Source organism: Streptomyces sp. NPDC000594 (assembly GCF_040299965.1).
In the GTDB taxonomy this organism is placed as follows: Bacteria; Actinomycetota; Actinomycetes; order Streptomycetales; family Streptomycetaceae; genus Streptomyces.
Genome location: NZ_JBEPCY010000032.1, coordinates 1 through 26,060, shown reverse-complemented (window position 1 = coordinate 26,060; position 26,060 = coordinate 1). Strand labels below are relative to the sequence as shown.

The following is a 26,060-nucleotide window of genomic DNA, read 5'->3' as shown; positions in this document are numbered from 1 at the left end:
GTCAGAGTTACGCCGGCTTCCCGGTGGTGTAATTGCTGGGCAGGGTGTAGACGAACTCACGCGGATCCGCGTAGGCGTTCTCCAGCCAGGTCGGCACGCTGTGATAGCCGAGCGAGTAGAGCTTCCTGGCAGGGTCCCAGGTGTTGTAGGCGAGGATGGAACGGCGCTTGGCGGACATCCAGGACGACCCGATGTTCAGCACATAGTTGGCCCCATTGCCCCGGTCGGGCACCGGACGCTGCACATACGCGTAGATGTGATTGAACCTGAGGTCGCCGACATCGCGCCGGGCCAGATAGGCCGCGTCGCTGCACGCCTTGTGCGTGCTGTTGCCGTCCAGCCAGCCCGCCGCGAACTTGTGGGAGGCTCCGGGATACAGGTCGTTGAGGCTCAGAATATTTGTCTTGATCCTGCTGACCAGGGAATTGTATTCGGCCGTGCTCCCATAGGCGCTGTCGGTCAGCCTGAGGTTGATGACCCTGTCGACCCCCAACGCCTGCGCGGAGGCCATGAACTCGGCCGTTCGCGCTATCACCACAGGATCCTTCAGGCTGTCCACCCTGTTGGGCACCCAGCCGAGGTTGTGGTAGTGACCGGGAGCGGAGCACAGCGCCCGGTTGGTGAATGCCGGGCAGTTCCCCGCGTTCATATAGTTGAGAAGTCCGTCGTTCTCGCCCCGGGTCACCAGGACGAGATACACCGGCCTTCCGGCGGCCTTGTGTTCCATGATGGAACCGGCCATCCCGATGGCCTCGTCGTCCTGGTGCGGCGAGTAGAAGATGGCCGGTGCGCCCGAAGCCGCCTGGGCGGGCGAGGAGAGGGTGATGCCCTCAAGTCCGGCGCCGGCCGCCGCCAGTGCGGATATCTGGAGAAACCTGCGACGGGAGGCCGAGGCGACCTTCGACGGTACTGCGTCATTGATCATATTGATGATGATGGAACGACACAGACACAGGTTCCCAGGACCGGGGCGCTGAATTCGGCCATTCCTCACCGTATTTCGGGTGAACACCGTTCACCGCCGGACACGGCTCAGGAGGACGCCGGGGTCCCCGCCCGCTCGTCGCCCCGGACCAGCGCCTCGTACCGCCCGCCCAGCGCCACCAGCTCCGGATGGGTCCCGCGCTCCACGACCCGGCCCCCGTCCAGGACCACGATCTCGTCGGCCTCCCGGACCGTGGAGAGCCGGTGCGCGATGGTGATCGTCGTCCGCCCCGCCGCGAGGGCGTCGATCGCCTGCTGGACGGCGTGCTCGGTACGGGTGTCCAGTGCGCTCGTCGCCTCGTCCAGGACCAGGACCGGCGGATCCCGCAGAATGGTCCGGGCCAGTGCCAGCCGCTGCTTCTCCCCGCCCGAGAAACGGTGGCCCCGCTCCCCCACCAGGGTGTCGTAGCCGTCCGGCAGCGCGGCGATGTGGTCATGGATCTGGGCGGTACGGGCCGCCGCGACGATCTCCTCGTCGGTGGCTTCCGGCCGGGCGAACCGCAGATTGTCGGCGACGGAGGCGTGGAAGAGATACGTCTCCTGGGAGACCACCCCCACCGCGCGGGCCAGGGTCTCGAAGGACAGCTCGCGCACATCGACCCCGTCCAGGGTGACCCGCCCCCCGGTCACGTCGTAGAGCCTCGGGACCAGATGGCCGAGGGTGGACTTCCCGGACCCGGTGGCACCGACGACGGCCAGGCTCGCACCCGCCCGTACCGTGATCCCGACCCCGTCCAGGGTGGGCCGCGGCTGCTCCGGGTCGTACGCGAAGGACACCTCCTCGAAGCGGATCTCCCCCCGTACCCGCTCCAGCGGAACCGGTTCGGCGGGCTCGGTGATGTCGACGGGCAGATCCAGATACTCGAAGATCCGCCGGAAGAGCGCCAGCGAGGTCCGCAGCTCCACAAAGGTCGTCAGCAGGGAGACGGTGGGCCGGAACAGCCCCTGCTGGAGGGTGACAAAGGCCACCAGTGTGCCCAGTGAGACGGGTGTGCCGCCGTGCTGGAGGGCCAGCCCGGCGGACCAGTAGAGCAGTGCGGGCATGGCGGTCATCACGATCCCGATGACCGCCATCCGCCAGCGGCCCGCCGTACCGGCCCGGATCTCCAGCTCCACCAGGCGTTCGGACTCCTCGGCGAAGGAGCGGGTGAGCGAGTCGGAGCGGCCCATGGTGCGGCCCAGCAGAATGCCGCTCACCGACAGCGACTCGGTGACGGTGGCGGCCATCACGGCCAGCTGCTTCTGACGGCGGGTGGTGATCCGTTCCCGCTCGCGGCCCACCCGGCGGCTGATCCGGACGAAGACCGGGAGCATCAGCAGGGAGACGACGGTCAGCCGCCAGTCCAGGGCGAGCATGGCGACGACGGTGGCGACCACGGCGGTGAGATTGGAGACCAGGGAGGTCGCCGTGGAGGTCACCGTCGACTGCATGCCGCCGATGTCATGGGCGATCCGTGACTGGACCTCGCCGGTACGGGTCCGGGTGAAGAAGGCGAGCGACATGCGCTGGAGCCGGGCGTAGACCGAGGTCCGCAGATCGTGCATCACCCGCTGGCCCACGGTGGTGGAGATCCGGGTCTGGAGCACCCCCAGGACGGCGGTGAGCACCGCGATGGCGATCATCCCCAGGGCCAGCAGCCCGAGCAGCCCGGTGCGGCCCTCGGGGATGGCGGTGTCCAGGATCTCCCGCAGCAGGAACGGGGAGGCGACCGAGACCAGGGCGGACGCCCCGACCAGCAGCGCGACCAGGGCGAGCCGGCCCCGGTAGGGGACGAAGAGCCGCAGGATCCGGCGGAGGTCGACCGGGGGCTGGTCCGGGGAGGCGGGCGGGGGTGTCCAGGAGATCCGTTCGGGGCGCATGGGCTCCTTCGTGCGGTGTGCGGGACGCCGGGGGCGTACGGGCGGGGCGGTGCCGGTGGTCCCCCGAGCGTACGGCGCCGCGTACGCCATCCGGACGTCCGTATGCGGCACCCGGACGGACCCGGGAGGCACCGGGAGGCACCCGGACGGTGGGACGGCCCGGTACGGAGGAGCCGGATCCGGTACGGGGGAGGGGGCGGGGCCGGTGCGGGAGCGCTGGTACGGGGGCCGGGCGCCGGGGATCCGCAAGAGCCACTTAAGCCCCGCACGGCAGGCTCGGGCCGACCCTTCGGGAGGGCCGGGCGCCCGGCCGTACCGACCGCACGCACCCCCTCAGCACCCGCACACGCACCCGTAACGCACCGACGACGTGCATGTCAGTGAACGGAGACACCATGGCCACGGTCGCCAGCACCACCGTGGGAGAGCGGACCGGACCACTGGACCGGCTGCGCGCCCTCCATCGTGAAGCACGTCTCGCCCAGGCCTACCCCGAGGTGCCCGGCCTGCTGGCCGAGCTGGCGGCGACCGGCGACCCCGCCGGGCCGCCCGCCCCGGACCTGGTACGGGCGGGCCAGCTGCTCGCCCGCCTCGACCCGGAGGCGGTCCGCGCCGCCCACCCCTCCGTCGACACGGTCACCGTCGCGGTCACCGGCCACTCCACCCTCAGCGGCCTCACCGCCCCGCTGACCGCCGAACTCGCCCGCCATGGGCTGCTGGCCCGGCTGCACTCCGGTGACTTCGGCGCCTGGTTCCGCGATCTCCAGGACACCGGGAGCGAGCTGTACACCGCCCGGCCCGATGTCGTCCTCTGTGTCCTGGACGCCCAGGTGGTCCTCGACGAGCTGCCGCACCCCTGGCTGGTGGAGGACCTGGAGCGGGTCGCCTCGGCGAAGCTGGCGCTGATCGGCTCGCTCGCCGAACGCTATGTCGCCCACGGCGGGGGCACCCTGGTCCTCAACACCGTCCCGCTGCTGCGCTCCCACACCCGCCGGCTGGTGGACGCCCGCTCCCGGGCGCGGCTCGGGGTGGCCTGGCGGGAGTTCAACGCGGGGCTGCTGCGGCTGGCCGCCGCGTACGACCGGGTCCATGTGGTGGACCTCGACCCGCTGGTCGCCGCGGGCGGCCCGGTGAACGAGCCCCGGCTCGCCGCCTACGCCAAGGTGCTCCTGGGTGACGAGGTGCTGGCCGGGTACGCCCGCGAGATCGGGCATCTCGCCCGGGGGCTGCGCGGACGTACCAAGAAGGTGCTGGTCGTGGATCTCGACAACACTCTCTGGGACGGCATCCTCGGCGACGACGGACCCGAGGGGATCGCCGCGGCGACGACCTACCGGGGCGAGGCGTTCGGCCGTTTCCAGAAGGCGGTGGGGCAGATCGGCGCCCAGGGCGTCCTGCTCGCGGTGTGCAGCAAGAACGATCTCGAACCGGTCCTCGGGGTGCTGCGCGACCACCCCGACATGGCGTTGCGCGAGGGCGACTTCGTCCGGATCAACGCCAACTGGGAGCCCAAGGACGGCAATCTGCTGGATATCGCCCGGCGGCTCAATCTGGGCGTCGACAGCCTGGTCTTCGCGGACGACTCGCCCTTCGAGTGCGGGCTGGTGGCGGGGAGCCTGCCGGGGGTGGCCGTGATCCGGCTGGACGAGGAGCCCGCCCTCCATGTGGAGCGGCTGCTCGCCGACGGCTGGTTCGATGTGCCGGAGCTGACCGCCGAGGACCGGGCGCGGGCGGCGCAGTACCGTACCGACGCGGCCCGGCAGGACCTCCAGGAGAGCGCGGGCTCGATGGAGGAGTATCTGGCGGGGCTGGGGGTCGAGGTGTCCTTCTCGCCGGTCCAGGAGCATGAGATCGCCCGGGTCTCCCAGGTCACCCTGCGCACCAATCAGTTCAATCTGACCACCGAGCGGCTTCAGCAGGCCGATATCAGGGCGCGGCTGGACTCGCCGGACCACCGGGTGCTGGCGATCCGTTCCCGGGACCGCTTCGGGGACAACGGGCTGGTCGGCGCGGTCCTGATCGACACCGCCCCGGACGGGGGCGGCTGGCGTATCGACAACATGCTGCTGAGCTGCCGGGTCTTCGCCCGGGGTATCGAGCAGTCCTGCCTGGCGGCGGTGTTGCGGGCGGCCCGGGATGCGGGTGCGGGGGCGGTGCACGCGCGCTACCGGCCCACCGCCAAGAACCACAAGGTGCGCGGTCTCTATCCGTCGGTGGGCTTCACCGAGGCCATCGAGACCACGGGGACGAACGGGACCGCAGGGACGGTCGGGACCGCCGGGGACCAGAAAGCCGAAGGGGCCGTCGTCTTCCGGCACGATCTCGCGGAGGAGCGGCTGCCCCCGGTACCCGGGCATGTCCGTCTCTCCGCGGACCTCGCGCGGTCCTGAAGGGCCGGGCGGATGACCACGATCCCCGGAGCAGGACCGGGACCCCTGCGGCGGACCGCGCACCGGGCCGCCCACCGCGCCGGACGGTTCCTGCTGCGCGGCTTCGCCTCGCTCGCCGCGATGTCCGGGGTGCTCCCGGCGGAGCACTTCAGGGCCGCGGCCCGGCAGTGGACACGGACCGACACCCCGGCGCCGCCCGCCGCACGCGGGCCCGCCGCACCGCCCGAGCCCTGGGTGACGCCCCGGGGCGGAACCTGGGGAGAGGCGGAGGGGGTGGCGTTCCCCTGGGGGCTGCCCCCGGTCGGCGGCGCGGTGCTCCCGCTGGACGAGCCGCCGCCCGCCCATCCCGAGCGGCTGGCGCGCGAGCGCCCGCCGACCCCGGGTGAGCGTGCGCTCTGGGCGCAGCTGGAGGGCCCGGCGCCGCCCTTCTGATCCGGTGCGCCCCGCCGAGCCGGTACCGCCCGCGGGCCCGCGTGCCGGTGCGCCCGGCCGGCGGTCCCCGTACCCCGCGTACCCCGTCCCCCCTACCCCGTACCCCGTACCCCGTACGCCGGGGATTCGTCCGTACCCCACGGGCCCGGCGGGACCCGGCTCGGGTGAAGCGCAAGACCGGCTTTAGAGCCGGAGCCGACGATCGGCTCAAAGAGTCGGCGGAACTTTCGGTCCGAACAAACTCACATCGCTTCACACAGGCGAGGGGATCACGGTGGCGGAATTCGGTTCATTCGCGGAGCTTGTGCTGACGCGGTCGGACGAACGGGGTGACGCGGACGCGTTCGTGTTCCTCGCGGAGGGCAGGGGCGGCGCGACGGCCGAGCGGCTGCCGTATCTGGAACTGGACCGGGCCGCCAAGGATCTGGCCTCCTGGCTCCAGGACCGCGGGCTCCAGGGGCGGCAGGTGCTGTTGCTCTACCCGTCCGGCCTGGAGTTCATCAAGGCGTTCGTGGCCTGCCTGTACGCGGGCTCGGTGGCGGTGCCCGCGCCGCTCCCCAGCGAGGCGGGGCAGCACTTCCAGCGGGTCTCGGGCATCGTCCGGGACGCCCGGGTGGGCGCGGTGCTCACCCTCGCCGCGCACACCGGCGATGTCGAGGCGTGGCTCGCGGCGGAGGACTTCGCCGATGTGGCCTGCCTCGCCACCGACAAGGGCCCGGTCGGTGACGCGGGCGCCTGGCGCGATCCCGCTCTCGGCCCGGAGGATCTGGCCTTCCTCCAGTACACCTCGGGCTCGACCAACGCCCCCAAGGGGGTGATGGTCTCGCACGGCAATCTGCTCGCCAATGAGGCGGCCATCGCCCGGGCCACCGGCAACACCTCCGACATGGTCGTCGGCGGCTGGCTGCCCTTCTACCACGACATGGGACTGATCGGGCATGTGCTCCAGCCCCTGTACCTGGGCACGGTGAGTGTGCTGATGTCCCCGGTCTCCTTCCTGCGCAAGCCGGCCCGCTGGCTCCAGATGGTCAGCGAGTACGGGGTGCACGGCAGCGGCGGCCCCAACTTCGCCTATGACCTGTGTGTCCGCCGGATCACCGACGCCCAGTTGGAGGGGGTGGACCTGTCGACCTGGCGGACCGCCTGCAACGGCGCGGAGCCGGTACGGGCGGAGACGCTGCGGGCGTTCACCGAGCGGTTCGGGCCGTACGGCTTCCGGCCCGAGGCGATGTTCCCCTGCTACGGGATGGCCGAGACCACGCTGCTGGTGACCGGTACCCGGCGGGAGCGGGACGGTCAGGGCGCGCTGCTGCGCGAGGTGGACGCCGGCGGTCTGGAGCGCGGCACGCTGGAGGGCCCCTATCTGGGCTCGGCCCGCCGTGAGCTGGTCAGCAGCGGTGTCGCCCATTCCGAGGACTTCGAGGTGCGGGTGGTGGAGCCGGACAGCCGGGCGGAGCAGCCCGAGGGCCGGGTCGGGGAGATCTGGGTGCGCGGGCCGAGTGTGGCGTCGGGCTACTGGGAGCGCCCCGAGGTGAACGCCGAGATCTTCGGCGCGCGGATCGCCGGCCAGGAGAGCCTCGGTCCCTGGCTGCGCACCGGTGACCTCGGGGTCCTGGAGGACGGCGAGCTGTTCGTCACGGGCCGGCTCAAGGAGATGGTCCTGATCAACGGGCGCAATATCTACCCGTACGACGTGGAGAGCGCGGTGCGGGCGCTGGATCCGGCGATCGGCACCGGGGCGGTCTTCGGGATCGACGCCGACGGCCAGGAGCATCTGGTGGTGGTGCATGAGATCAAGGCGGCGGCGGCCCGGTCGGACCTGAAGTCGGTGGCGACCGACATCCAGCGGATGGTGGGCAAGGAGTTCGCGGTCCCGGCGGGCAATGTGCTGCTGGTGCGGCCCGGCACGATCCGCCGGACCACCAGCGGCAAGGTGCAGCGGACCCTGATGCAGCGGCAGTTCCTGCGGGACACGATCCCCTCGCTGCACGCGGTGGTCGACCCGGCGGTGCGGGCGCTGATCGAGCGCACCGCTCCGGCAGCGGCTTCCGCCCCGGCCGCGGCGCCCGCCGTCGCCGCCCCCGAGCCGGCTCCGGTGGGCTGACCCATGGAACACCGTCCCTATCGCGTCGCCCAGGAGCTGGAGCTGCTGCTGGGTGATCCCGAGGACCCCGAGGTGGTCTTCTCCCACGCGCGCAGTCTGGAGCTGGACGAGCGCGAGGAGTTCCCGGCGGACATCTGCCGGACGCTGGAGAGCTGGGGCATCCAGGAGTACTACATCCCGGCGGAGCACGGCGGCCGGCTCACGGACTACGAGACCGTGATGCAGGTGATGCGGGTGGTCGCGCGCCGCGATCTGACCGTCGCCATCGGACATGGCAAGACCTATCTCGGCGGGGTGTGCGTCTGGGTGGCGGGCTCGGCCGAGCAGGCCCGCCGGCTGGCCGGGGACATCCGGGCCGGGGTGCCGGTGTCGCTGGCCCTGACCGAGCGCGCCCATGGCAGCGATCTGCTGGCCGGGGATGTGCTCGGGGAGCCGGACGGCGCCGGGGGCTGGCGGCTGACCGGGGAGAAGTGGCTGATCAACAATGCCACCCGGGGCAGTCTGCTGTCGGTGCTGACCCGGACGGACCCGGACGGCGGCCCGCGCGGCTTCACCGTCCTGCTGGCGGACAAGCGGCGGATGGAGCCGGGTGAGCACTACCGCTGTGTGCCGAAGATCCCCACCCATGGCATCCGGGGCGCGGACATCAGCGGGATCGCCTTCGCGAACGCGCCGGTCGCGGCGGACGCGACGGTCGGCCCGGAGGGCTCGGGCCTGGAGACGGTGCTGAAGGCGCTTCAGCTGACCCGGACCATGTGCTCCGCGCTGTCGCTGGGCGCGGCCGATCACGCGCTGCGGATCGCGCTGCACTTCGCCGAGGAGCGGGAGCTGTACGGGCGGCGGCTGATCGAGCTGCCGCAGGCCCGCCAGGTGCTGGCGGGGGCGGCGGCGGATGTGCTGGCCGGGGAGGCGCTGGCGACGGTGGCGGCCCGGTCGGTGCATACGGTCACCGATGAGCTGAGCGTGGCCGCCGCGGTGGCCAAGTATCTGCTGCCGACCGGGACCGAGGCGGTGATCACGGAGCTGACCCGGCTGCTGGGCGCGCGTGCCTTCCTGAAGGGGGTGCACGCCCGGGGGATGTTCCAGAAGGTGGACCGCGACCACCGGATCGTGGGGCTCTTCGACGGGAACACGCTGGTCAATCTGAACTCGCTGGTGAACCAGTTCCGCGCGCTGGCCAGGGGCTGGCAGCGGGGTACCGGGGACACGGCGGGGGCGGCGGCGGCGTTCGATCTGTCGCGGGAGCTGCCGCCGCTGGAGCCCGCGCGGCTGACGCTGGTGGCCCGGCGCGGCAGCGGGATCATGGCGACGCTGCCGGAGTCGGTGGCGGCGCTGCGGACGGAGGCGGCCCGGCGGCCCGAGCTGAAGGGCGCGCTGGGTACGGCGGAGCGGCTGTTGACCGTCACCGGCCGGATCCATGAGGAGATGGAGACCTACCGGGCGGTGGTCTCCGATGTGCCGCCCGCCGCGTTCGAGCTGGCCCGCAGGTACTCCCTCTGTCTGGCCGGGGCGGCGGCGCTGGGTCTGTGGGCGCACAACCACCGGGCCGGTGGCGCGGGCCGCACCGGCGGGCTCTGGCAGGACGCGGTCTGGCTCTGGCCGGTCCTCGACCGGCTCCTGGTCCGGCTGGGCGAGCGGGGCGCCGGGGAGCCGGAGGCCTATCCGAGGCTGCTGGAGCGGTTACGCGCGGCCGGGGCGGCGGGCGAGCTGTTCTCGCTGCTGCCGCTGCGGCTCGCCGCGGGCGGCGGGGGCCCGGCCGGCTCGGACTCCGCGCCGGCCACGACCGTACACACCACCACCGGGACACCGCCCGAAGGCGGCGCCCGGACATCCGAGGGGACGTCATGCTGAGTGATCCCGCCGTCCCGGGGCTGCGCGGCGAGGCTGCCCCGACCGGCACCGAGAACACCACCGGGCAGGGGCCCGGCGCCACCGTCCATCGGGCGGTCGTCCACGAGGCGCAGGAGAGCGCCGTCCAGGGGCGGATCGCCGATCTGGAGAAGCGTTTCGGCGACCCGGCGGACCCGGGGAACCCGCTCTCCGCCGACCGTATCCTCGCCGCCGACGAGGCGGCCGAACTGCCCGGCGCCGGCGAACGGCTCCTCGACGAGGTGGTCCTCAACGCCGAGTTCGTGCCCACCGCACTCGGCGGGCGGCTGGACCGGCTGGACTCCCTGGTACGGGTGATGCGGCAGGTCTTCCGGCGCGATGTGGCCCTGGGCCTCGGCTACGGGATCACCTCGTTCATGGCGGCGGCCAATGTATGGACCGCCGGCAGCGATCAGCAGCGGCGCCGGCTCGCGGAGCTGCTGCTGGAGAACGAGAAGATCTCCGTGGCCTACCACGAGCTGCCGCACGGCAATGACTTCGTGCGCAATGAGTTCCGGGCCGACCCGGTGGCCGACGGCTATCGGCTGAGGGGGCGCAAGGAGGTCATCAACAACGCGGACCGGGCGGCGGCCTTCTCCCTCTTCAGCCGGACCGACGCCAAGCCGGGCAGCCGCAGCCACTCGGTCCTCTTCATGGAGCGGGACCAGCTGGACAGCGCGCGCTTCTCGGTGCTGCCCCGCTACGCCGCGGTGGGGGTGCGCGGCTGCCGGCTCTCCGGGCTGGAGTTCGACGACTGCCCGGTGGACGGCTCCACCCTGGTGGGCGAGGTGGGGCAGGGCGTCGAACTGGCGCTGCGCTCCTTCCAGCTCACCCGCAGCGCGATCCCCGGGATGGCGATCGGGGCGCTGGACACCAGTCTGCGGACGGTGGTCCGGTTCGCGCTGGGGCGGCAGCTGTACCGGCGGCCCGTGATGGAGATCCCGCATGCCGCCGAGACCCTCACCGGTGCCTTTCTCGACCTGCTGATCTGCGACAGCATGGCGCTGGCCGCCACCCGGGCGGTGCATCTGCTGCCGGACGAGACCAGTGTGTACGCGGCGGCGGTGAAGTATCTGGTGCCGAAGATGCTCACGGACACCATGTACGACCTGTCGATCGTGCTGGGGGCGCGCTTCTATGTGCGCGAGGGCGAGTTCGGCCTGTTCCAGAAGCATGTCCGGGACCTGCCGGTGCTGAGTCTGGGCCATGCGGGCTCCGCCGCCTGCCAGGCCACCATCATTCCCCAGCTGTCCCGGCTCGCCCGGCGGGCCTGGTTCTCGGGGGACGAGGCGCCGCTGTCCCTCTTCCGCCCCCGCGAAGGGCTGCCCCCGCTGACCTTCGACCGGCTGGCGCTCGCCAGCGGCCGGGACAGTCTGAGCGCCTCGCTGGTCGCGGCGGTCGACGGCCTGCCCAGCGGCTCCCCCGAGGAGCTGGCGATCCAGGCGCTGGTGATGCGGATGCTGGACCAGCTGCGCCAGCTCCAGGAGGACAGTCTCGGCCTCTCCCCGCAGGACCGTACCGCGCTCGCCTCCCCCGCGAGCTTCGCCCTGGCCGACCGCTATGCCGTCTTCCTGGCGGCGGCGTCCGTCCTGGGCGTGTGGCGGGCCGCCCGGGACGACGGCGATCCCTTCCTGGCCGACCCGGCCTGGGCCGCCGCCGCCCTGCACCGGCTGGCCCGCCGGCTGGGCCAGCGCCCCGCAGGACTGCCGCCCTCGTGCGAGGGGCGGGTGCACGAGGAAGTGCTCCGGCGCTTCCACGAACGCCGCAGTTACGACCTCTACGACACCCCGCTGGCCGGCTGAGCCCGACCGCGCGCCCTCACCTAGGAGTCACCCCATGTCTGTTCCCGCCTCCGTCCCCGCGACCGCAGGTTCCGCCGAGCACAGCCTCGAGTCCCTGAGCGGCTGGCTCTCCGACCGGATCGCGCTCTACCTCAAGCGGTCGCCGGCGGAGATCGTCCCCTCCGTGCCGCTGGCCGAGTACGGTCTCGACTCGGTCGCCGCGCTCAGCCTCTGCGGAGACATCGAGGAGGACTTCGACCTCGTACTGGAGCCCACCGTGGCCTGGGACTACCCCACCATCGACGCCCTCGCCGGCCATCTGGTGGAAGAACTGCGGGCGCTCGCGAGTGATGCCCGATGAGGCCAGTCGCCATCGTCGGGCTGGACTGCCGTTTCCCGGGGGCGCCGGACGCCGGCGCCTACTGGGAGATGCTGATGCGCTCCGGCGAGGGGGTGGGAAGGGTGCCCGGCCAGCGGTGGAACGCGCGGGAGTTCCACTCCCCCACCGGCGCCGAGGGCCATTCCAACACCACCGAAGGCGGATTCATCTCCGACCCCGACGCCTTCGACAACGAGTTCTTCACCATCTCGCCGCGCGAGGCACAGGCGATGGATCCGCAGCAGCGGCTGCTGCTCCAGTGCGCCTGGCGGGCCGTGGAGGACGCCGGGATCGCCCCGACGAAGCTCGCGGGCAGCTCCACCGGTGTCTTCGTCGGCATCATGGGCAATGAGTGGGCCCAGCTGCATCTGACGGACTACGCCCGGGTCACGGCCCAGGTGGGCTCCGGCAACGGCTACTGCATGACGGCCAACAGGATCTCGTACCACCTGGATCTGAAGGGTCCGAGCCTGGCGGTCGACACGGCCTGCTCGTCCTCGCTGGTCGCGGTGCATCTGGCCTGCAACGCGCTGCTGTCGGGCGAGTGCGACACCGCCATCGCGGGCGGGGTGAACGTGGCCCTGACCCCGGCGCTGGGGATCTTCTACACCCAGGCGGGGCTCTCCGCGCCGGACGGCCGCTGCAAGCCGTTCAGCGCCGACGCCGATGGCATCGGCCGCGGTGAGGGCGTGGGCGCGGTGGTGCTGCGACGGCTGGAGGACGCCATCGCGGACGGCCAGCCGGTGTACGCGGTGATCCGGGGCACGGCCGTCAACCAGGACGGGCGGAGCAATGGGATCACCGCGCCGAACCGCTGGTCGCAGCAGGAGGTGCTGTCGGCCGCCTATCGGCGGGCGGCGGTCGAGCCGTCGGACGTGACCTTCATGGAGGCGCACGGCACCGGCACGGTCCTCGGGGACATGATCGAGGTCAAGGCGCTGGGCGGGCTGCACACGGGCCGTTCGGGGCGTCCGCTGGCCTTCGGTTCGGTCAAGGGCAGCATCGGGCACACCGAGGGCGCGGCGGGCATCGCCGGGCTGATCAAGGTGGCGCTCTCGCTGCACCACCGGGTGGTGCCCGCCAGCCGGTACGCCACCAAGGAGAACCCGGCGCTCAAGCTGAACACCCAGGGGCTGCGGCTGCTGAAGACGCCGCTGCGACTCCAGAACCGGCCCACCATCGGCGGGTTGAGCAGCTTCGGGATGGGTGGCACCAACGCCCATGCGGTCCTGGAGTCCGCGCCGCCGTACGCGGCGCGCCCGGAGGCGGCGGGGACGGATCCCGGCTCCGTCTCCGTCGCGCACGGCCGGACCGGTCTGGGCGGCGGGGTGTTCACCCTGAGCGCCCCGAACCCGGCGGCGCTGCGCCGGAATCTGCTGGCGCAGGCGGACGCCGTCCAGAAGCGCCGGGTGCCGGTGGGCCCGCTCTGCTGGAGCAGCAATCTGGTCAAGACGGGCCACCGCTACCGGTTCGCGCTGCCCGCCGGGGACACCGTCGAGCTGGCGGGCGCGCTGCGCGAGGCGGCGGGCGACGAGGCCCTGCTGGCCCGGCTGAGCGGCGGCCCGGTGGGGAAGCCGCTGGTGGCGCTGTTGTTCACCGGGCAGGGCTCGCAGTATCCGGCGATGACGGCCCGGCTGTACCAGGAGTCGCCGCTGTACCGGAAGTTCCTGGACGAGGCGGACGCGGCGCTGGCACCGCACACCGGTGGCTCGGTACGTGAGCTGCTGCTGTCGGGCGATGTGTCGGTGCACCGTACCGGGTGGACCCAGCCGGCGCTGTTCGCGGTGGAGTACGCCCTGGCGTCCGCCCTCACCGAGCTGGGGGTTCCGCCGGCGCTGCTGCTCGGCCACAGTGTGGGCGAGTACGCGGCGGCGGTGGTCGCCGAGGTCTTTCCGCTGGAGCAGGCGGCCCGTCTGATCGCCGCGCGCGGCGCGCTGATGGAGCGGCTGCCGGAGGGCGGCGGGATGCTGGCGGTCCGCGCCGACCCGGCCGAGGTCGCCGAGCTGGTCGACGGCGAGCCCCTGGTGGGGGTGGCCGCGGTGAACGGGCCGAAGGCGACGGTGCTCTCGGGCGATCTCGCGGCGCTGGCGCGGATCGAGGCGGAGCTGCTGCGCCGGGGGGTGCGGTCGCGGCGGCTCGATGTGTCGCACGCGTTCCACTCGCCCCTGATGGAGCCGATGCTGGAGCGGTTCGCGGCCGTCGCCGAGGACGCCGGGGGCGGGGTGCCCAAGCTGCCGGTGTACTCGACGGTACGCGGGCGGCTGCTGGAGGCCGAGCCGATGGACGCCAAGTACTGGACGGAGCACATCAGCGCCCCGGTGCTCTTCGCCGACGCGGCCGGTCAGCTGCTGGCGGCCGGTCCGACGCATCTGGTGGAGGTCGGCCCGCAGCCGGTGCTCACCCGGATGGCGCGGAAGCTGGGCCGGGAGACGGGGACATCGGTCGCCCTGGTGCCCGGTGCGGAGGCCGACGGCCGGGAGCTGGCACGGGCGGTGGCGGAGCTGTACCGCACCGGGCTGGAGCCCCGGTGGAGTGCGGTGTACCCGGAGGAGGACCGGGTGCGGCAGCGGCTGGCGCCGTACGCGTTCTCCGACGCGCACCGGTTCTGGACCCGTGGCCCGGTGCGCGCCCAGGGCGTCGCCCCGGCGGTGTCCGCCACGCCGGAGGGGCAGACCGTGCCCCGCCCCGGTGAGGAGGGTACGGCGGCCGGTGCCGGGCGGCCGGGCGGCCCGGTGCTCGACATGGCGGCGCACCCGGTGGAGCGGGCGGTGATCGAGGCGGTGGCGGAGGTCGGCGGCTATGCCGTGGACGAGGTGTCCCCGCTGTCGCTGCTCTACGAGGACCTGGGCTTCGACTCGGTGATGGTGATGGAGCTGAAGGACCGGATCCAGGAGCGGCTGCCGGTGGTCGGGACGATGAGTGTGCAGGATCTGCTGCCCCGGCTGTCGTCCGTCGGCGACCTCATCGGCTATCTCCGCGAACGGACCGAGCAGGCCGCCGCGTAGGGCCCGCCGGTCGTACAGGCCCCTCGGCCGCACAGGATCGTCGGCCGCACAGAATCGTCGGCCGCGCCGGCCCCCTCGGCCGTACAGGCCCTCGTTCGGATGGCGAAGGACAGAAAGGACCCGCACGATGCAGTCACCCCAGGAGTCCCCCGGGCCGGTGGCCTATCTCGCCGGTGTCGGCACGGCGCTGCCCGGCGACCCCGTGGACAACGCCCGGCTGGCGAAGGCGATCGGCGTCAACGACGAGTGGATCGATGTGTTCATCGGGACCAGGACCCGGCACTTCGCCCGGGATCTGGACAGCGGTGAGGTGCGCTGGTCGCTCGCCGATCTCTGTGCGCAGGCCGGGGAGCGGGCGATCACCGCCGCCCGGATCGCCCCCGAGGAGATCGAGTTCGTGGTGATGGGCACCGCGACGCCGGACCATCTGATGCCCGCCACCGTCAATACCGTCACCGATCTGCTGGGTCTCGACCAGATACCCACCTATCAGCTCCAGTCCGGCTGCGCGGGCGCGGTGCAGGCGCTGGAGCTGGGCCGCACCCTGATCACCGGGGGCGGCTACCGCACCGGTCTGGTGATCGGGGGCGATGTATGCAGCAAGCATCTCGATCTGAACCGCGATCTGTCCGGCGCCGCCCCCAGCGATCTGGTCAACTATGTCCTCTTCGGGGACGGCGCGGGCGCGGTGGTCCTCACCGACGAGCCGCGCGGCCAGGGCATCGCGGTCCGGCGGGTCCTCAACCGCTTCACCGGTCTGGGCCGGGAGCCGGGGCAGATCATCGACTGGTTCGGGCTGGCCGACCGGCATGAGGACCGGCAGGCGGTACGGGAGGACTACAAGGCCATCGAGGAGTCCGTCCCGGTGATCGCCGAGGAGATCCTCTGGGAGCTGCTGGAGGAGCTGGGCTGGACCACGGACGATGTGGACTTCCTGCTTCCACCGCAGCTTTCCGGTCATATGACAAGGAAGATCACGCAGCAGTTGAACCTGCCGGGTGCGGTGGAGGTGTCCTGCGTCGCGGACACGGGAAACAATGGAAATGCCCTGCCCTTCCTTCAACTGGACGCTCTTGTAGGCCAAATGACGCAGGGACAGAGAGCGCTTGCCGTCGCCGTCGAGTCCAGCAAATGGATCAAATCCGGTTTCGCGCTGGAGAAAGCCTGACGGCCCGCGCGCCGTTCGTACACCGTGGCTCTGGGCCCGTCCCGCCGTCTCCGGCGGGACCGGCCCTACCGTTCATCATTGGCTCCACGCCCGGGAGGGCAGCACGATGCAGACCATCGACGACTTCGTCCGCCTCGTCAGGGACGAGCTGGGCATGCCCCTTCAGGACCACGAGGTCGACTCCGATCTCGACCAGCTTCCCGAGTGGGACTCGCTGTACCTGTTGAAGCTGGTCACCGTTCTGGAGCAGACCACCGGCCGGCCGCTGCCGGTCGGCCGCCTCCTGGAGGCCCGCAGCCTCCAGGAGATCTACCAGCTGGCGGTCCGGACATGAGCGGGTCCGCCGGCCCCTCGGGGGACCCGCCGCGGGCCCGCTCCGAACGCCGCCGCCGGCACACCCTGTACTTCCTGGAGCACGCGGCGCGGCAGCGGCCCGTCCATCTCGACACCGATGTCGACATGAGCCGGATCGAGGCGCACCGGACCGCCGCACGGGCGGCCGGTGTCCGCCGGTCGCATGTCACCTATCTGCTGTACGCGACGGGCCGGGTGCTCCACCGGCACCCCGAGGCCAATGCCGCGCCGGCCCCCCGTCCCTTCGGGCTGCGCGGCCCGCGGACGGTGCGCTTCGACTCGGTCACCGCGAAACTGGCGCTGGACCGCCGGGTGGACGGCGAGCGGACCGTCCTGTCCGCGCTGCTCCCCGGGCTGGAGAGCGCCGGCCTGGGCGCCATCCAGGAGCGGATCGACCGCTACCGGGAGCCCGGGACGGCGCAGCTGCCCGAGTTCCGGGGGGTGCGGCTGCTGGGCCGGCTGCCCGCGCCGCTGGGGCGGCTCGCCTTCGCCGCCGCCCTGCGCGACCCCCGCCGCAGACCCGGTGTCCTCGGCACGGTCTCGGTCAGTTCGCTCGGTCACCGCCCGGTCGACGGCTTCCACTCCAGCGGCGGCACCGCCGTCACGCTGTGCGCGGGGCGTGTGGTCGAACGGCCCGTCGCACGGGACGGGCGGGTGACGATCGCCCCGATGATGCGGCTCGGACTCACCTTCGACCACCGGGTCATCGACGGCGCAGCCGCGGCGGATGTGCTCGGCGATCTCAAGACCAGCTTGGAGGAGTTCGATGACGGCGCGGAGGGGGACGGCTTCCAGACCCTCGTTCGGGGAGCCGGTCAAGATCTCCGGGCGTGACGGTGCCTGGGACCGGGTGCGCGCCGATCTGGAGCGGCACTCGGTCGCGGTCCTGCACGCCCGGCTCGCCGACTGGCGGCCCGACCGGACCGGCGGCCCCCGGCTGCGGGCCCTGCTCGGCCGGGACTGGGAGCGCTATCTGGAGATGACCCACCCGGACGTACGGGCGCGGTTCGCCGCCTCCCGGGTGCTGCTGAAGTTCGCCGCGGCGGTGGCGCTGCGGGTGCCCCCGCAGGTCATCGAACTCGGCTACGGGCCCACCGGACGCCCCTATCTGCGGGGCTGCGACGCCGTCGACATCAGTCTGAGCCATACCGACGACCTGCTGCTGATCGGCCTGGCCACCCGGGGGCTGATCGGTGTCGACGCCGAGCGCGAGGACCGGCCCCTCTACACCCGGGGGCTGCACCGGCATGTGTGCACCCCCCATGAGCTGGGGGCGCTGGCCCGGCTGCCGACCGAGGAGCGGGGACCCGCGCTGGTACGGCTGTGGACGCTCAAGGAGGCGTACAGCAAGGCGATCGGGCAGGGGCTGCGGTTCCGCTTCACCGAGTTCGGCTTCGGGCCCGACGGGCAGCCCGCCCAGGTGCTGGCGCCGGACGGGGCCCCGGGCACGGGTGTGGAGTGGGAGTTCGGCACCTTCGCGGTGGACGGCGGATACGCGGTCAGTGTCGCGGTGAGCGACTCCGGCTTCGGCGAGGTGGCGGACACCGCCGCCACGACCATGCTCGACCCCCATGTGGTGGCGCTGCTGACGGAGACCCTGGGCGAGGACGACGACGGCGACATCGAGGACCCGGACGGCGTCCTCGGCGTGCCGGGGTCGTCGGCGTGGGGCGGCGGGAGCGACCGGCAGCGGGACGCGTTGGCGCTCTGACCCGGCCCGGGAGCGGGCGCCCGATGGACCGAAGGGCGCCGTGACCAAAGGGAATCGTCCCTTTGGTCACGGCGCCCTTCCGGCTGCCCGCAGCCGGGAGAGGGCTCCGGCGGCCGACAAGCGTGCCTTAAGGGACAGGCGCCAGAGTGTCCCTGGGCGGGCGCTCCGCCGGGGGCACATCCCCCCACCCCGGCACGGCGCCCGCCCGCGCACCCACGGGGCGGCGGCAGAACGGCACGGCACAGACACCGCTCCGCGTTTCGCACTCCCAGGACGGGCCCGGTCCCGGACCACCTGGCACGGGCCCTCGGATCCGAGGGAGACGGAGGACAGCCAGCCATGAACCATCTCGACGAGCTGAAGGAGTTCGCCCGGCTGCACGCCCGCGGTCAGGGGATCACCGAACGCCAGGTGGCCGCGGTACTGCCGCGGATCACCAACGACGAGCCGGGACACCCCGCCTCCTGGGCCCGGGTGTGGACCGCCGAGGCCGACCGGCTGGCCCGGGCGGGCCGGCCGCTGGACGCCTGCCGCCGCTACGCACTCGCCCGTTTCCCCCACCACGGGGACGAGGACCGGGTACGGGCCCAGGCCAACGGTGTCCGCACCTTCGACGACTGGCGGCGGCGCCGGGGCATCGGGCGGCTGGTCCTCGACCACCCGGACGGCACGGTCGCCTGCTGGACCGCCGGACTCGACGCCCGCCGCCCCCGGCCGCTGGTGATCGTCTGCGGTGGCATCGTCAGCGTCAAGGAACAGTGGGCGCCGCTGCTGCCGAAGCTGGCCCGCCTCGGCTGGGCCGCCGTCGCCACCGAGATGCCCGGGGTCGGCGAGAACACCCTGCGGTACGGGGCCGACTCCTGGCGGCTGCTGCCGTTTCTGCTGGACCGGCTGGAGGGGCGGGCCCGGGTCGGGAGCACCCAGATCCTCGGGCTCAGCTTCAGCGGGCACTTGGCGCTGCGGGCGGCGGCCCAGGACTCCCGTATCCGCGGTGTCCACACCGTCGGGGCGCCGGTGGCCGGGTTCTTCACCGATCCGCTGTGGTGGCCCCGGGTCCCCGGGATCACCGTGGAGACCCTGCGCCGGCTCACCGGGGCGGCCGACGAGGCGGCGCTGCGCGGGCTGCTGCGGGAGTTCCCGCTCGGCCCGGAGGTGCTGGGCGCGGTGGACATCCCGGTCGGCTATGTCGTCAGCTCCCGTGACGAGATCATCCCGGCGGGCGACCAGCGGCTGCTGGCGGCGGCCCTGCCCCGGGTGCGGTTCAAGGAGTACGACGATGTCCACGGCTCCCCCGCGCATCTGGGGCCGATGCGGGGCTGGCTGGCCGGCTCGCTGCTGCGGGCCCGGTTCGGTGCCGCGCCGGGCCGTTCGGCGGGTGTCCGGCCCCCGGCTCCCGGCCCGGTGACGGCGGCGCGGACCGCCGGGGCCCCCGGGGTCTCCGAAACCCCGGGGTGAGCCCGGTCCCCCCGCTTCTGACTCCGCTTCACCCGTGGCCCGGGTGAACCGCCGGTCCTCCCGGCCCCCTTGTCTCCCCCTCCCCCACGGTTCCCCCCACGGCTCGTTCACGGCTACCGCCCGCCGGCGGCGCCGCGCCCCCAGGGGCGCACCCACGCACAGCGACCGAGAGGCGGTTGCCATGTCCACCACCACCACACGTCCCCGTACCCGGCCGCACACCGCGTCCCACGGCACCGTCCTGCCCTGGCGTTCCCTCGCCTCGCTGGGCATCGAGCCGGGCTTCACGGGTCTGCTCGACATCGGAGCGCCGGAGGATCCCCAGATCCCGGCCGCAGCCCCGGTCCCGGCCGCGGTCGCGGTCCCGGGCACCCCCGACGGAAGCGCCCCCCGGGACGACACCCCGACCGGCCCCGCCCACCCGGACCGCCAGGAGGACTGAACGTGACCGGCAGCACCGGCGACCGCACACGGTCGCCCCGGCCCCGGCAGCGGCCCCGCGCCGTCGGCGGGAACGAGATCCGGCTGCGCACCCGTGATCTGCACGGCTACCGCCAGGCGTACCGCATGGCGGGCCGGGGTGACGCGATCGTCCTCATCCATGGCATCGGGGACTCCTCGTCCACCTGGGCGGAGATCATCCCCTCCTTGGCCGGGCGGTACCGGGTCATCGCCCCGGACCTCCAGGGCCACGGCGCCTCGGCGAAGCCCCGGGGGGACTACTCCCCCGGGGCGTACGCCAATGGGATACGGGACCTGCTCAGCGCGCTGGGGGTGGAGCGGGCCACCCTGGTCGGGCACTCGCTCGGCGGCGCGGTCGCGGCGCAGTTCGCGTACCAGTTCCCGGAGCGCACCGAACGTCTGGTGCTGGTGGCGAGCGGGGGCATCGGCCGTGAGCTGACCCCGCTGCTGCGGGCGGCGACCCTGCCGGGGGCCGGTCTGCTGCTGGCGGCGCTGCGGCTGCCGACGGTGCGGTGGCAACTGGAGCAGTATCTGAGGCTGCTGCGGGTCTTCGACACGGATCTCGGCGTGGACGCGCCGGAGTTGCTGCGGGCGATCGACACCCTCCCGGACGCGGGGGCGCGCAGTGCGTTCGTCCGGACGCTGCGGGCGGGGGTGGACTGGCGGGGGCAGGTCGCCACGCTGCTGGACCGCAGCTATCTGACGCAGGGGATGCCGACGATGATCGTGTGGGGCGGGCGGGATGTGGTGATTCCGGCGGTGCAGGCGAGTCTGGGGCATGTCTCGATGCCGGGGAGCCGGCTGGAGCTGTTCGAGGGGGCGGGGCACTTTCCGTTCCGGGCGGATCCGGAGCGGTTTCTGTCGGTGCTGCATGACTTTATTCGGACGACGGAGGCGGCGCCGTTCAGTGCGGAGGAGTGGCGGCAGTTGCTGCGGAACCGCCGCCCCCAGGAACGCCAAGCCCCCGAGGCACCCCCACCCCGCGCCGTGGGCTGATCCTCCCTTGGGCCCCGGCCCCCGGTCCCCCGGGCGCCGGGGCCTTTTGGCGATTCCAGCCCGTTGGGGGTCCCCCCGGACGAAGTCTGGGGGAGTTTGAGGACGGACCTCGACACCGAGTCACCTCGGCCGGACGTCAGGGGCCAGGGTGCCATTTTTCAGCCCGTCCGGCGTTTGAGGACGGACCTCGGCACCGAGTCACCTCGGCCGGACGTCGGGGCCAGCCCCGAACCCCGCTCCTCAAACGCCGGAGAGGCTGGATTTTGAGGCCCCGCTCCTCAAACGCCGGACGGGCTGGATTTTCTGAGGCCACCGTCGGGGCCAGCCCCCGTGGGGCTGGGTTTAGACCGCCAGGGCAGGCGTCGGGGTACGGCTCGGCGGGGGGCCGATGAGCCACATGCCGGGGCGGACCTCGACGGCCTGGGGGGCGGGGCGGCGGACGGAGGCGGCGGAGACGCGGGCCTCGGTGCGGCGGGTGTACTCCGCCCAGCGGCGGTCCCCGAGGCGCTCCGCCGCACGCCGGCACTGGGCCAGCTGGCCCATCGCGGTCTCCCGGCGCCCGAGGCGGAGGTTGACGAGGGCCAGACCGTTGAGCGCGGCGACACCGCCCCAGAGGTCACGCGCGGAGGTGCAGAGGGCCAGCGCCCTCCCGTAACGCCGGGCCGCGGGGCCCAGACGGTCCTGGCCGAGGAGGATGTCGGCCACGCCGATACGGCAGCGGGCGGAGCCGACACGGTCGCGGACCCGGTCGAAACAGCGCTGGGCCGCCGTGTAGTGGGCCAGCGCCCGATGGGCGTCGCGCCGCTGCCAGGCGAGGCCGCCCAGGGAGTAGCGGACCGCCGCCTCCGCCGCCGTGTTCCCCGCCCGCAGCGCCGCGTCCAGGGCGAGCCGGTGGGTCTCCTCCCAGTCGTCCCACGCGGCGCAGGCGTGGAAGTAGCCGGTGGCGCTGTCGGCGAGTTCCCAGACCAGGGGCCAGAGCCCGGCCGCATGGGCCTGGCGTACCGCCTCCACCAGCCCGGTCGCCTCGTCCTGGAACCAGCGCAGGGGGCCCTCGCCGATGACCGCGGCGCCGTCGAGGCGGACCGGGGCGGTAGGGGCGGTCGGGCGGAGGTGCCAGTCACGGCCGGGGGCGAGCCGGCCGTCGGCGTAGCGGGCGAGGGAGAGATAGGCGTGGCAGAGCCGCTCCACGGCCCGGCGGGTGCGCCCGCCGTCGCCGTCCTTGATCGCCTCGGCCTCGCGCAGCTCCACCGCGAGGACCCGCAGCAGCGAGTGGAAGCCGTAGCGCGGGGGCCGGCCGCCGGTCCTGGCCTCCAGGAGGTGGGCCCGTACCAGCTCCTCGGTGAGTTCCTCGGCGGCGCCCGGCCCGGTGTCGAGGAGGGCGGCGGCGGTCCAGCCGGCGAAGTCGGGCGCGGGGGCGAGGGTCAGCAGCCGGAAGGCCCGCTGCTGGGCGGGGCCCGCCTCCTGGTAGCCGGTCAGCAGGCTGGAGCGCAGATCGAGATCGCCCTCGCGGAGCACACCGAGCCGGGTGCGCTCGTCGCGCAGCCGCTCGGCGAGGGCGGCGGCGGTGGTGTGGGGCCGTGCGGTGAGGGCCGCCGCGGCGACCCGCAGCGCGAGCGGCAGATAGCCGCAGAGCCGGGCGATCTCGGCCGCGGCGGCGGTGTCGTCGCCGATCCGCTCCCCCGCCGCGGTGAGCAGCAGCTCGACGGCCTCGTCGGGGCGGATGGCGCCGAGGACGAGATGTTCGGCGCCGTCCAGGGCCGCGGGGGTACGGCGGCTGGTGACGATCACCGCACTGCCCTCGGGGGGCGGCAGCAGGGACCGTATCTGCTCCTCGGCCGCTACATCGTCGAGGACCAGCAGGACCCGGCGGCCGTGCAGCGCCTGCCGGATACGGTCGGCCGGGTCCCCCGGGTCGGTGGGCCGGCCCTCGGGGACGTCGCCGGTGAGCCGCCGCAGGACGGCCGCCTCGGCCTGGGCGGTGGTGAGGGGGCGGCCGTGGGCCCCGCGCAGGCTCACCAGGAGCTGTCCGCCGGGGAAGAGTTCGGCGCTGCGGTGGGCGAGCCGCAGCGCCAGTGCGGACTTGCCGATCCCGGCGCGCCCGGAAACAGCGAGGACCCGTGCGGGGGCCTGGTCGGTCCGGCCGTGCAGGACCTTCTCCCCGGCGGCGAGTTCCTCGTGGCGGCCGACGAAGCCGGGGGCCTCGACGGGCAGGACGAGGGGGGCGGGCCGGGGGGCCGGTTCCGGGGGTGTGCCCCGGTCGGGGCGGGGCACGGCGGGGGCGGGTCTCAGCGGTCTCCAGTCCAGCGCGGGGTCGCGGCGCAGCACCCGCTCATGGAGGCGGGCGAGGCCGGGGCCCGGTTCCACCCCCAGCTCCTCGACGAGGGAGTGGCGGAGTCTCCCGTACACCCGCAGGGCGTCGGAGCCCCGGCCGGTGCGGTAGAGCGCCACCATGAGGTGGCCGTGGAGGGTCTCCCGCAGCGGGTGCTCATTGGCGAGGGCGAGGAGTTCACCGGCGAGTTCCTGGTGACGGCCGAGGCGGAGGTCGGCGACGATCCGCTGTTCCAGGACCTCCATGCGCAGCTCGTCCAGGCGGATCGCGGCGGATTCGAGCCGTACGCCGTGCGGGATGCCGGAGAGCGCGGGGCCGGCCCAGAGCCCGAGGGCCTCCTGGAGGAGGGTGGAGGCCAGGGCGAAGTCCTTCTCCTGGTAGGCGGTGCGGCCGTCGGTCCGCAGCCGTTCGAAGCGCGGCAGGTCGAAGTCGTCCTCCCGGTCGGGGAGCTGGAGCAGATATCCCGGTGCGCGGGTCAGCAGCAGTCCGCCGGTGCTCTCGGCGGTGCCGTCCTCGGCGAGGATCTTCCGCAGCTGGGAGACATACACCTGGAGGGTGGTGGTGGCGGTCCTCGGCGGTTCGGTGCCCCACAGTTCGTCGATGAGGCTGTGGGCGGGGACGACCTCTCCGACCCGGACCAGCAAGGTGGCGAGCAGCGCGCGCGGCTTGGCCGCGGATGGGGTGCGGGGAGACATGCTCACCGGCCCCAGGACCCGGAAACGCATGGATGGGCTCCTCTCGATCACGAAGGGGAGTGGGGGGTGGGGTGGGGGCCCGTGAGAGTTCAGCAGTCCTGGAGCAGGGTGGCCGACGCGGTCGCGAGGACCCGGCTGCCCTGACTGAAGGCGATCCGGGTGCGGACGGTGGGGCGTCCCGCGGTGTCCCTGAGGGGGTCGCGGGAGGTGACCGTGCAGGTGAGGGGGAGGTCGGTTTCGCCGAAGCCCCGGAAGGAGGCCCACCAGTGGGTGAGCACGGCATGGGCGGGGCTGAAGCCGTGGAGTTCGGCGGCGACGATGAGGGCCGCCTGGCGGGACGCCTCCAGGAAGACGGGGCCCGGGACATGGCCCTCGGTGCCGCCGTCGAAGAGTTCATGGCCGGGTGCGGGGGCGACCGGGAGGACGAACTCGCCGTCGATGGCCCGCAGGGGCGGTCCGACGAGAACGTTGTCGGGGTCGGTGCGTCCGACGCGCCCGGGGGGTGACACCGCCGGGCGCCGGTCGGGTGGCGGGGGTGCGGAGACGTTTCCGTGGAGGCTCTCGCGCCGTCCGAGGTCCCGGTGGGCGCGGTAGACGCGGGGCATCAGGAAGAGCAGTCGCGCGGTGCCGCTGCCGCAGAGGGTGCCGTCGAGGGCGACGCTGCCCCGGCAGTCGAGGCCCCGGGGGATCCCGTTGACCACGTCGACGGGGGTGAGGGTGATGTCGAGCGCCATATGGGCCGGGCGTCCGGTGCGCCGCCAGGGGGTGAGGTCCTGGATGTCCATCCCGCTGGAGACGAAGACGGCGGGGCGTTCCGCGGGGACCCGGAAGTACTGGTGGGCGACGAAGTGGGTGGCCTGGCGGAGGGATTCCGCGGCGAAGAGCAGATCGTGGAAGGTGCCGGGGCCGTCGTTGAAGAAGCGGTGTCCTTCCGGGAGTTCGGCGGAGAGTGCGAAGTGCTGTTCGACCGGGGCGGTCGCGTCCAGCAGGAACCCCTCGGGGGTGACGGGTCTGTGGAGCAGATGGAGCGGGGCCGCCCCGGGGAGGTGGGCCGGGGCCCGGGCTACGGGAGGGGCCGCGGGCCCGCCGTCTCCCGTGGACGCGGTGGTGGAGGCATCGGACACGATGTCCATACCAGCTCCTTCGATGTGTCCTCGGGCGGGCCGGGGACGGGGTCGATCGTCGGCCCCCGCGGCGCGGGCTCCGGCCGTCGCACGGTCCGCTCGCGCCCGGCCGGCGGGGGGGGGATCCCCGGGGGCCGGTGGGCGGGGTGTGGGCCGGGGCGGTGGATACCGCCGGGGCCCCAAGAGAAAGGGCGGTGGCGGGAATCCGCCACCGCCACCACACTCTCCTGGGCCGCTGCAATCGCTCTGGACTTGTCCTGGACCGGTGCTGGACCCGAAGGGGTTCCCGCCGGTGTCGCTCCGGAAGTGGCGCTTTTCCGCTCCTGTGGAGGGTGGGGCCGGGAGGCCCGTGCCCAGTCCGCGAGGGCCGTCAGGACTGGGGGGCGAGTACGGGCCGGGCGGCGACGAGGGGGTGGTCGCCGTCGAGGGGTCCGGTGCCGCTGGCTCCGCCCGGTGAGCCCAGGGTCTCGAAGATCTCGGTGTCCGCCGTCCGGTACTCGCTCCACTCGGCGGGGACGTCGTCCGCGAAGAAGATGGCCTCCACCGGGCAGACCGGCTCACAGGCTCCGCAGTCCACACATTCGTCGGGGTGGATGTAGAGCTTGCGGGACCCTTCGTAGATGCAGTCGACCGGGCACTCGTCGATGCAGGCCCGGTCCTTGATGTCGACACAGGGCTGGGCGATCACATACGCCATGGTGGCTCTCCTGAGGACTGACAGGGGTGGTTCGGCGGTCAGGCGGCGGTACCGACGACGGTCCAGTTGTCCGTCCCGGTGAGCAGCGAGGTGAGGCTTCCCGGGCCGAGCCGGGCCTCGGCGTCCGCGAGCTGGTCGGCCATCTGGTTGTCGTAGACCGGTCGTTTGATGTCGCGGAGGATGCCGATGGGGGTGTGGTGGAGGGTGTCGGGGTCGGCGAGGCGGGAGAGGGCGAAGGCGGTGGTGGGGGAGGGGTGGTGGGCGT

19 protein-coding genes and 1 pseudogene are annotated in these 26,060 nt (G+C 73.1%); 14 read left to right on the top strand and 6 right to left on the bottom strand.

Features of this window, described 5'->3' with window-relative positions; genetic code table 11:
- Positions 1-7: 7 nt before the first annotated feature.
- Positions 8-925, bottom strand: coding sequence for a PIG-L deacetylase family protein (locus tag ABT354_RS30250; RefSeq protein WP_351499629.1), 918 nt, complete (start codon positions 923-925; stop codon positions 8-10).
- Between the two features lie 107 nt (positions 926-1,032).
- Entirely contained in the window at positions 1,033-2,844 is a 1,812-nt protein-coding gene (locus ABT354_RS30245; protein ID WP_351499627.1) for an ABC transporter ATP-binding protein, read from the bottom strand.
- A gap of 395 nt (positions 2,845-3,239) precedes the next feature.
- On the opposite strand from ABT354_RS30245, the gene ABT354_RS30240 reads away from it, so the two are divergent.
- The 14 genes from ABT354_RS30240 (at position 3,240) to ABT354_RS30175 (ending at position 20,950) form a co-directional block, all read left to right on the top strand.
- The gene (locus ABT354_RS30240) at positions 3,240-5,234 is read left to right on the top strand and encodes an HAD-IIIC family phosphatase (RefSeq protein WP_351499626.1); all 1,995 of its coding nucleotides are present in this window, start codon (positions 3,240-3,242) and stop codon (positions 5,232-5,234) included.
- Between the two features lie 12 nt (positions 5,235-5,246).
- Positions 5,247-5,666: a hypothetical protein gene (locus ABT354_RS30235; protein ID WP_351499624.1), complete on the top strand. Its 420-nt coding sequence runs from the start codon at positions 5,247-5,249 to the stop codon at positions 5,664-5,666.
- A 274-nt stretch (positions 5,667-5,940) separates the two neighbouring features.
- Positions 5,941-7,770 (top strand): fatty acyl-AMP ligase, encoded by a 1,830-nt coding sequence (locus tag ABT354_RS30230; protein WP_502983528.1) that lies wholly within the window; start codon positions 5,941-5,943, stop codon positions 7,768-7,770.
- 3 nt (positions 7,771-7,773) lie between these two features.
- Positions 7,774-9,621 carry an acyl-CoA dehydrogenase family protein gene (locus ABT354_RS30225; RefSeq protein WP_351499620.1) on the top strand — a complete coding sequence of 616 codons (1,848 nt, stop codon included), beginning with the start codon at positions 7,774-7,776 and terminating at the stop codon, positions 9,619-9,621.
- A complete protein-coding gene (locus ABT354_RS30220; protein WP_351499618.1) occupies positions 9,615-11,441 on the top strand; it encodes an acyl-CoA dehydrogenase family protein in 1,827 nt (608 codons plus the stop codon). Before ABT354_RS30225 ends, ABT354_RS30220 begins: the two co-directional genes overlap by 7 nt.
- A 34-nt stretch (positions 11,442-11,475) precedes the next feature.
- Positions 11,476-11,781 (top strand): acyl carrier protein, encoded by a 306-nt coding sequence (locus ABT354_RS30215; protein WP_351499616.1) that lies wholly within the window; start codon positions 11,476-11,478, stop codon positions 11,779-11,781.
- A complete protein-coding gene (locus tag ABT354_RS30210) occupies positions 11,778-14,804 on the top strand; it encodes a type I polyketide synthase (protein ID WP_351499614.1) in 3,027 nt (1,008 codons plus the stop codon). Before ABT354_RS30215 ends, ABT354_RS30210 begins: the two co-directional genes overlap by 4 nt.
- A 127-nt stretch (positions 14,805-14,931) precedes the next feature.
- A complete protein-coding gene (locus ABT354_RS30205) occupies positions 14,932-15,972 on the top strand; it encodes a 3-oxoacyl-ACP synthase III family protein (protein ID WP_351499612.1) in 1,041 nt (346 codons plus the stop codon).
- A gap of 106 nt (positions 15,973-16,078) precedes the next feature.
- The gene (locus ABT354_RS30200; RefSeq protein ID WP_351499610.1) at positions 16,079-16,306 is read left to right on the top strand and encodes an acyl carrier protein; all 228 of its coding nucleotides are present in this window, start codon (positions 16,079-16,081) and stop codon (positions 16,304-16,306) included.
- Positions 16,303-17,160: a 2-oxo acid dehydrogenase subunit E2 gene (locus tag ABT354_RS30195; protein ID WP_351499608.1), complete on the top strand. Its 858-nt coding sequence runs from the start codon at positions 16,303-16,305 to the stop codon at positions 17,158-17,160. Before ABT354_RS30200 ends, ABT354_RS30195 begins: the two co-directional genes overlap by 4 nt.
- Positions 17,093-18,037, top strand: a complete 945-nt coding sequence (locus ABT354_RS30190) for a 4'-phosphopantetheinyl transferase family protein (RefSeq protein WP_351499606.1) — start codon at positions 17,093-17,095, stop codon at positions 18,035-18,037. Before ABT354_RS30195 ends, ABT354_RS30190 begins: the two co-directional genes overlap by 68 nt.
- 339 nt (positions 18,038-18,376) lie before the next feature.
- Entirely contained in the window at positions 18,377-19,492 is a 1,116-nt protein-coding gene (locus tag ABT354_RS30185; RefSeq protein ID WP_351499604.1) for an alpha/beta fold hydrolase, read from the top strand.
- Positions 19,493-19,673: 181 nt separating this feature from the next.
- Positions 19,674-19,934 carry a hypothetical protein gene (locus ABT354_RS30180; protein ID WP_351499602.1) on the top strand — a complete coding sequence of 87 codons (261 nt, stop codon included), beginning with the start codon at positions 19,674-19,676 and terminating at the stop codon, positions 19,932-19,934.
- Positions 19,935-19,936: 2 nt separating this feature from the next.
- Entirely contained in the window at positions 19,937-20,950 is a 1,014-nt protein-coding gene (locus tag ABT354_RS30175) for an alpha/beta fold hydrolase (protein WP_351499600.1), read from the top strand.
- Between the two features lie 342 nt (positions 20,951-21,292).
- On the opposite strand, the gene ABT354_RS30170 is transcribed toward ABT354_RS30175, so the two are convergent.
- The 4 genes and pseudogenes from ABT354_RS30170 to ABT354_RS30155 form a co-directional block, all read right to left on the bottom strand.
- The gene (locus tag ABT354_RS30170) at positions 21,293-24,004 is read right to left on the bottom strand and encodes an AfsR/SARP family transcriptional regulator (protein ID WP_351499598.1); all 2,712 of its coding nucleotides are present in this window, start codon (positions 24,002-24,004) and stop codon (positions 21,293-21,295) included.
- A gap of 59 nt (positions 24,005-24,063) precedes the next feature.
- Positions 24,064-25,107: an AfsA-related hotdog domain-containing protein gene (locus tag ABT354_RS30165; RefSeq protein ID WP_351499596.1), complete on the bottom strand. Its 1,044-nt coding sequence runs from the start codon at positions 25,105-25,107 to the stop codon at positions 24,064-24,066.
- 361 nt (positions 25,108-25,468) lie between these two features.
- The gene (gene fdxA, locus ABT354_RS30160) at positions 25,469-25,795 is read right to left on the bottom strand and encodes a ferredoxin (RefSeq protein WP_351499595.1); all 327 of its coding nucleotides are present in this window, start codon (positions 25,793-25,795) and stop codon (positions 25,469-25,471) included.
- A gap of 38 nt (positions 25,796-25,833) precedes the next feature.
- A pseudogene (locus ABT354_RS30155) lies at positions 25,834-26,060 on the bottom strand (2-oxoacid:ferredoxin oxidoreductase subunit beta); the annotation flags it as partial.

Bases quoted from the DNA above. Each gene is read 5' to 3' on its own strand.
- ABT354_RS30250 (WP_351499629.1), bottom strand. From the start codon at position 925: ATGATCAATGACGCAGTACCGTCGAAGGTCGCCTCGGCCTCCCGTCGC.
- ABT354_RS30245 (WP_351499627.1), bottom strand. From the start codon at position 2,844: ATGCGCCCCGAACGGATCTCCTGGACACCCCCGCCCGCCTCCCCGGAC.
- ABT354_RS30240 (WP_351499626.1), top strand. From the start codon at position 3,240: ATGGCCACGGTCGCCAGCACCACCGTGGGAGAGCGGACCGGACCACTG.
- ABT354_RS30235 (WP_351499624.1), top strand. From the start codon at position 5,247: ATGACCACGATCCCCGGAGCAGGACCGGGACCCCTGCGGCGGACCGCG.
- ABT354_RS30225 (WP_351499620.1), top strand. From the start codon at position 7,774: ATGGAACACCGTCCCTATCGCGTCGCCCAGGAGCTGGAGCTGCTGCTG.
- ABT354_RS30220 (WP_351499618.1), top strand. From the start codon at position 9,615: ATGCTGAGTGATCCCGCCGTCCCGGGGCTGCGCGGCGAGGCTGCCCCG.
- ABT354_RS30215 (WP_351499616.1), top strand. From the start codon at position 11,476: ATGTCTGTTCCCGCCTCCGTCCCCGCGACCGCAGGTTCCGCCGAGCAC.
- ABT354_RS30210 (WP_351499614.1), top strand. From the start codon at position 11,778: ATGAGGCCAGTCGCCATCGTCGGGCTGGACTGCCGTTTCCCGGGGGCG.
- ABT354_RS30205 (WP_351499612.1), top strand. From the start codon at position 14,932: ATGCAGTCACCCCAGGAGTCCCCCGGGCCGGTGGCCTATCTCGCCGGT.
- ABT354_RS30200 (WP_351499610.1), top strand. From the start codon at position 16,079: ATGCAGACCATCGACGACTTCGTCCGCCTCGTCAGGGACGAGCTGGGC.
- ABT354_RS30195 (WP_351499608.1), top strand. From the start codon at position 16,303: ATGAGCGGGTCCGCCGGCCCCTCGGGGGACCCGCCGCGGGCCCGCTCC.
- ABT354_RS30190 (WP_351499606.1), top strand. From the start codon at position 17,093: ATGACGGCGCGGAGGGGGACGGCTTCCAGACCCTCGTTCGGGGAGCCG.
- ABT354_RS30185 (WP_351499604.1), top strand. From the start codon at position 18,377: ATGAACCATCTCGACGAGCTGAAGGAGTTCGCCCGGCTGCACGCCCGC.
- ABT354_RS30180 (WP_351499602.1), top strand. From the start codon at position 19,674: ATGTCCACCACCACCACACGTCCCCGTACCCGGCCGCACACCGCGTCC.
- ABT354_RS30170 (WP_351499598.1), bottom strand. From the start codon at position 24,004: ATGCGTTTCCGGGTCCTGGGGCCGGTGAGCATGTCTCCCCGCACCCCA.
- ABT354_RS30165 (WP_351499596.1), bottom strand. From the start codon at position 25,107: ATGGACATCGTGTCCGATGCCTCCACCACCGCGTCCACGGGAGACGGC.
- fdxA (WP_351499595.1), bottom strand. From the start codon at position 25,795: ATGGCGTATGTGATCGCCCAGCCCTGTGTCGACATCAAGGACCGGGCC.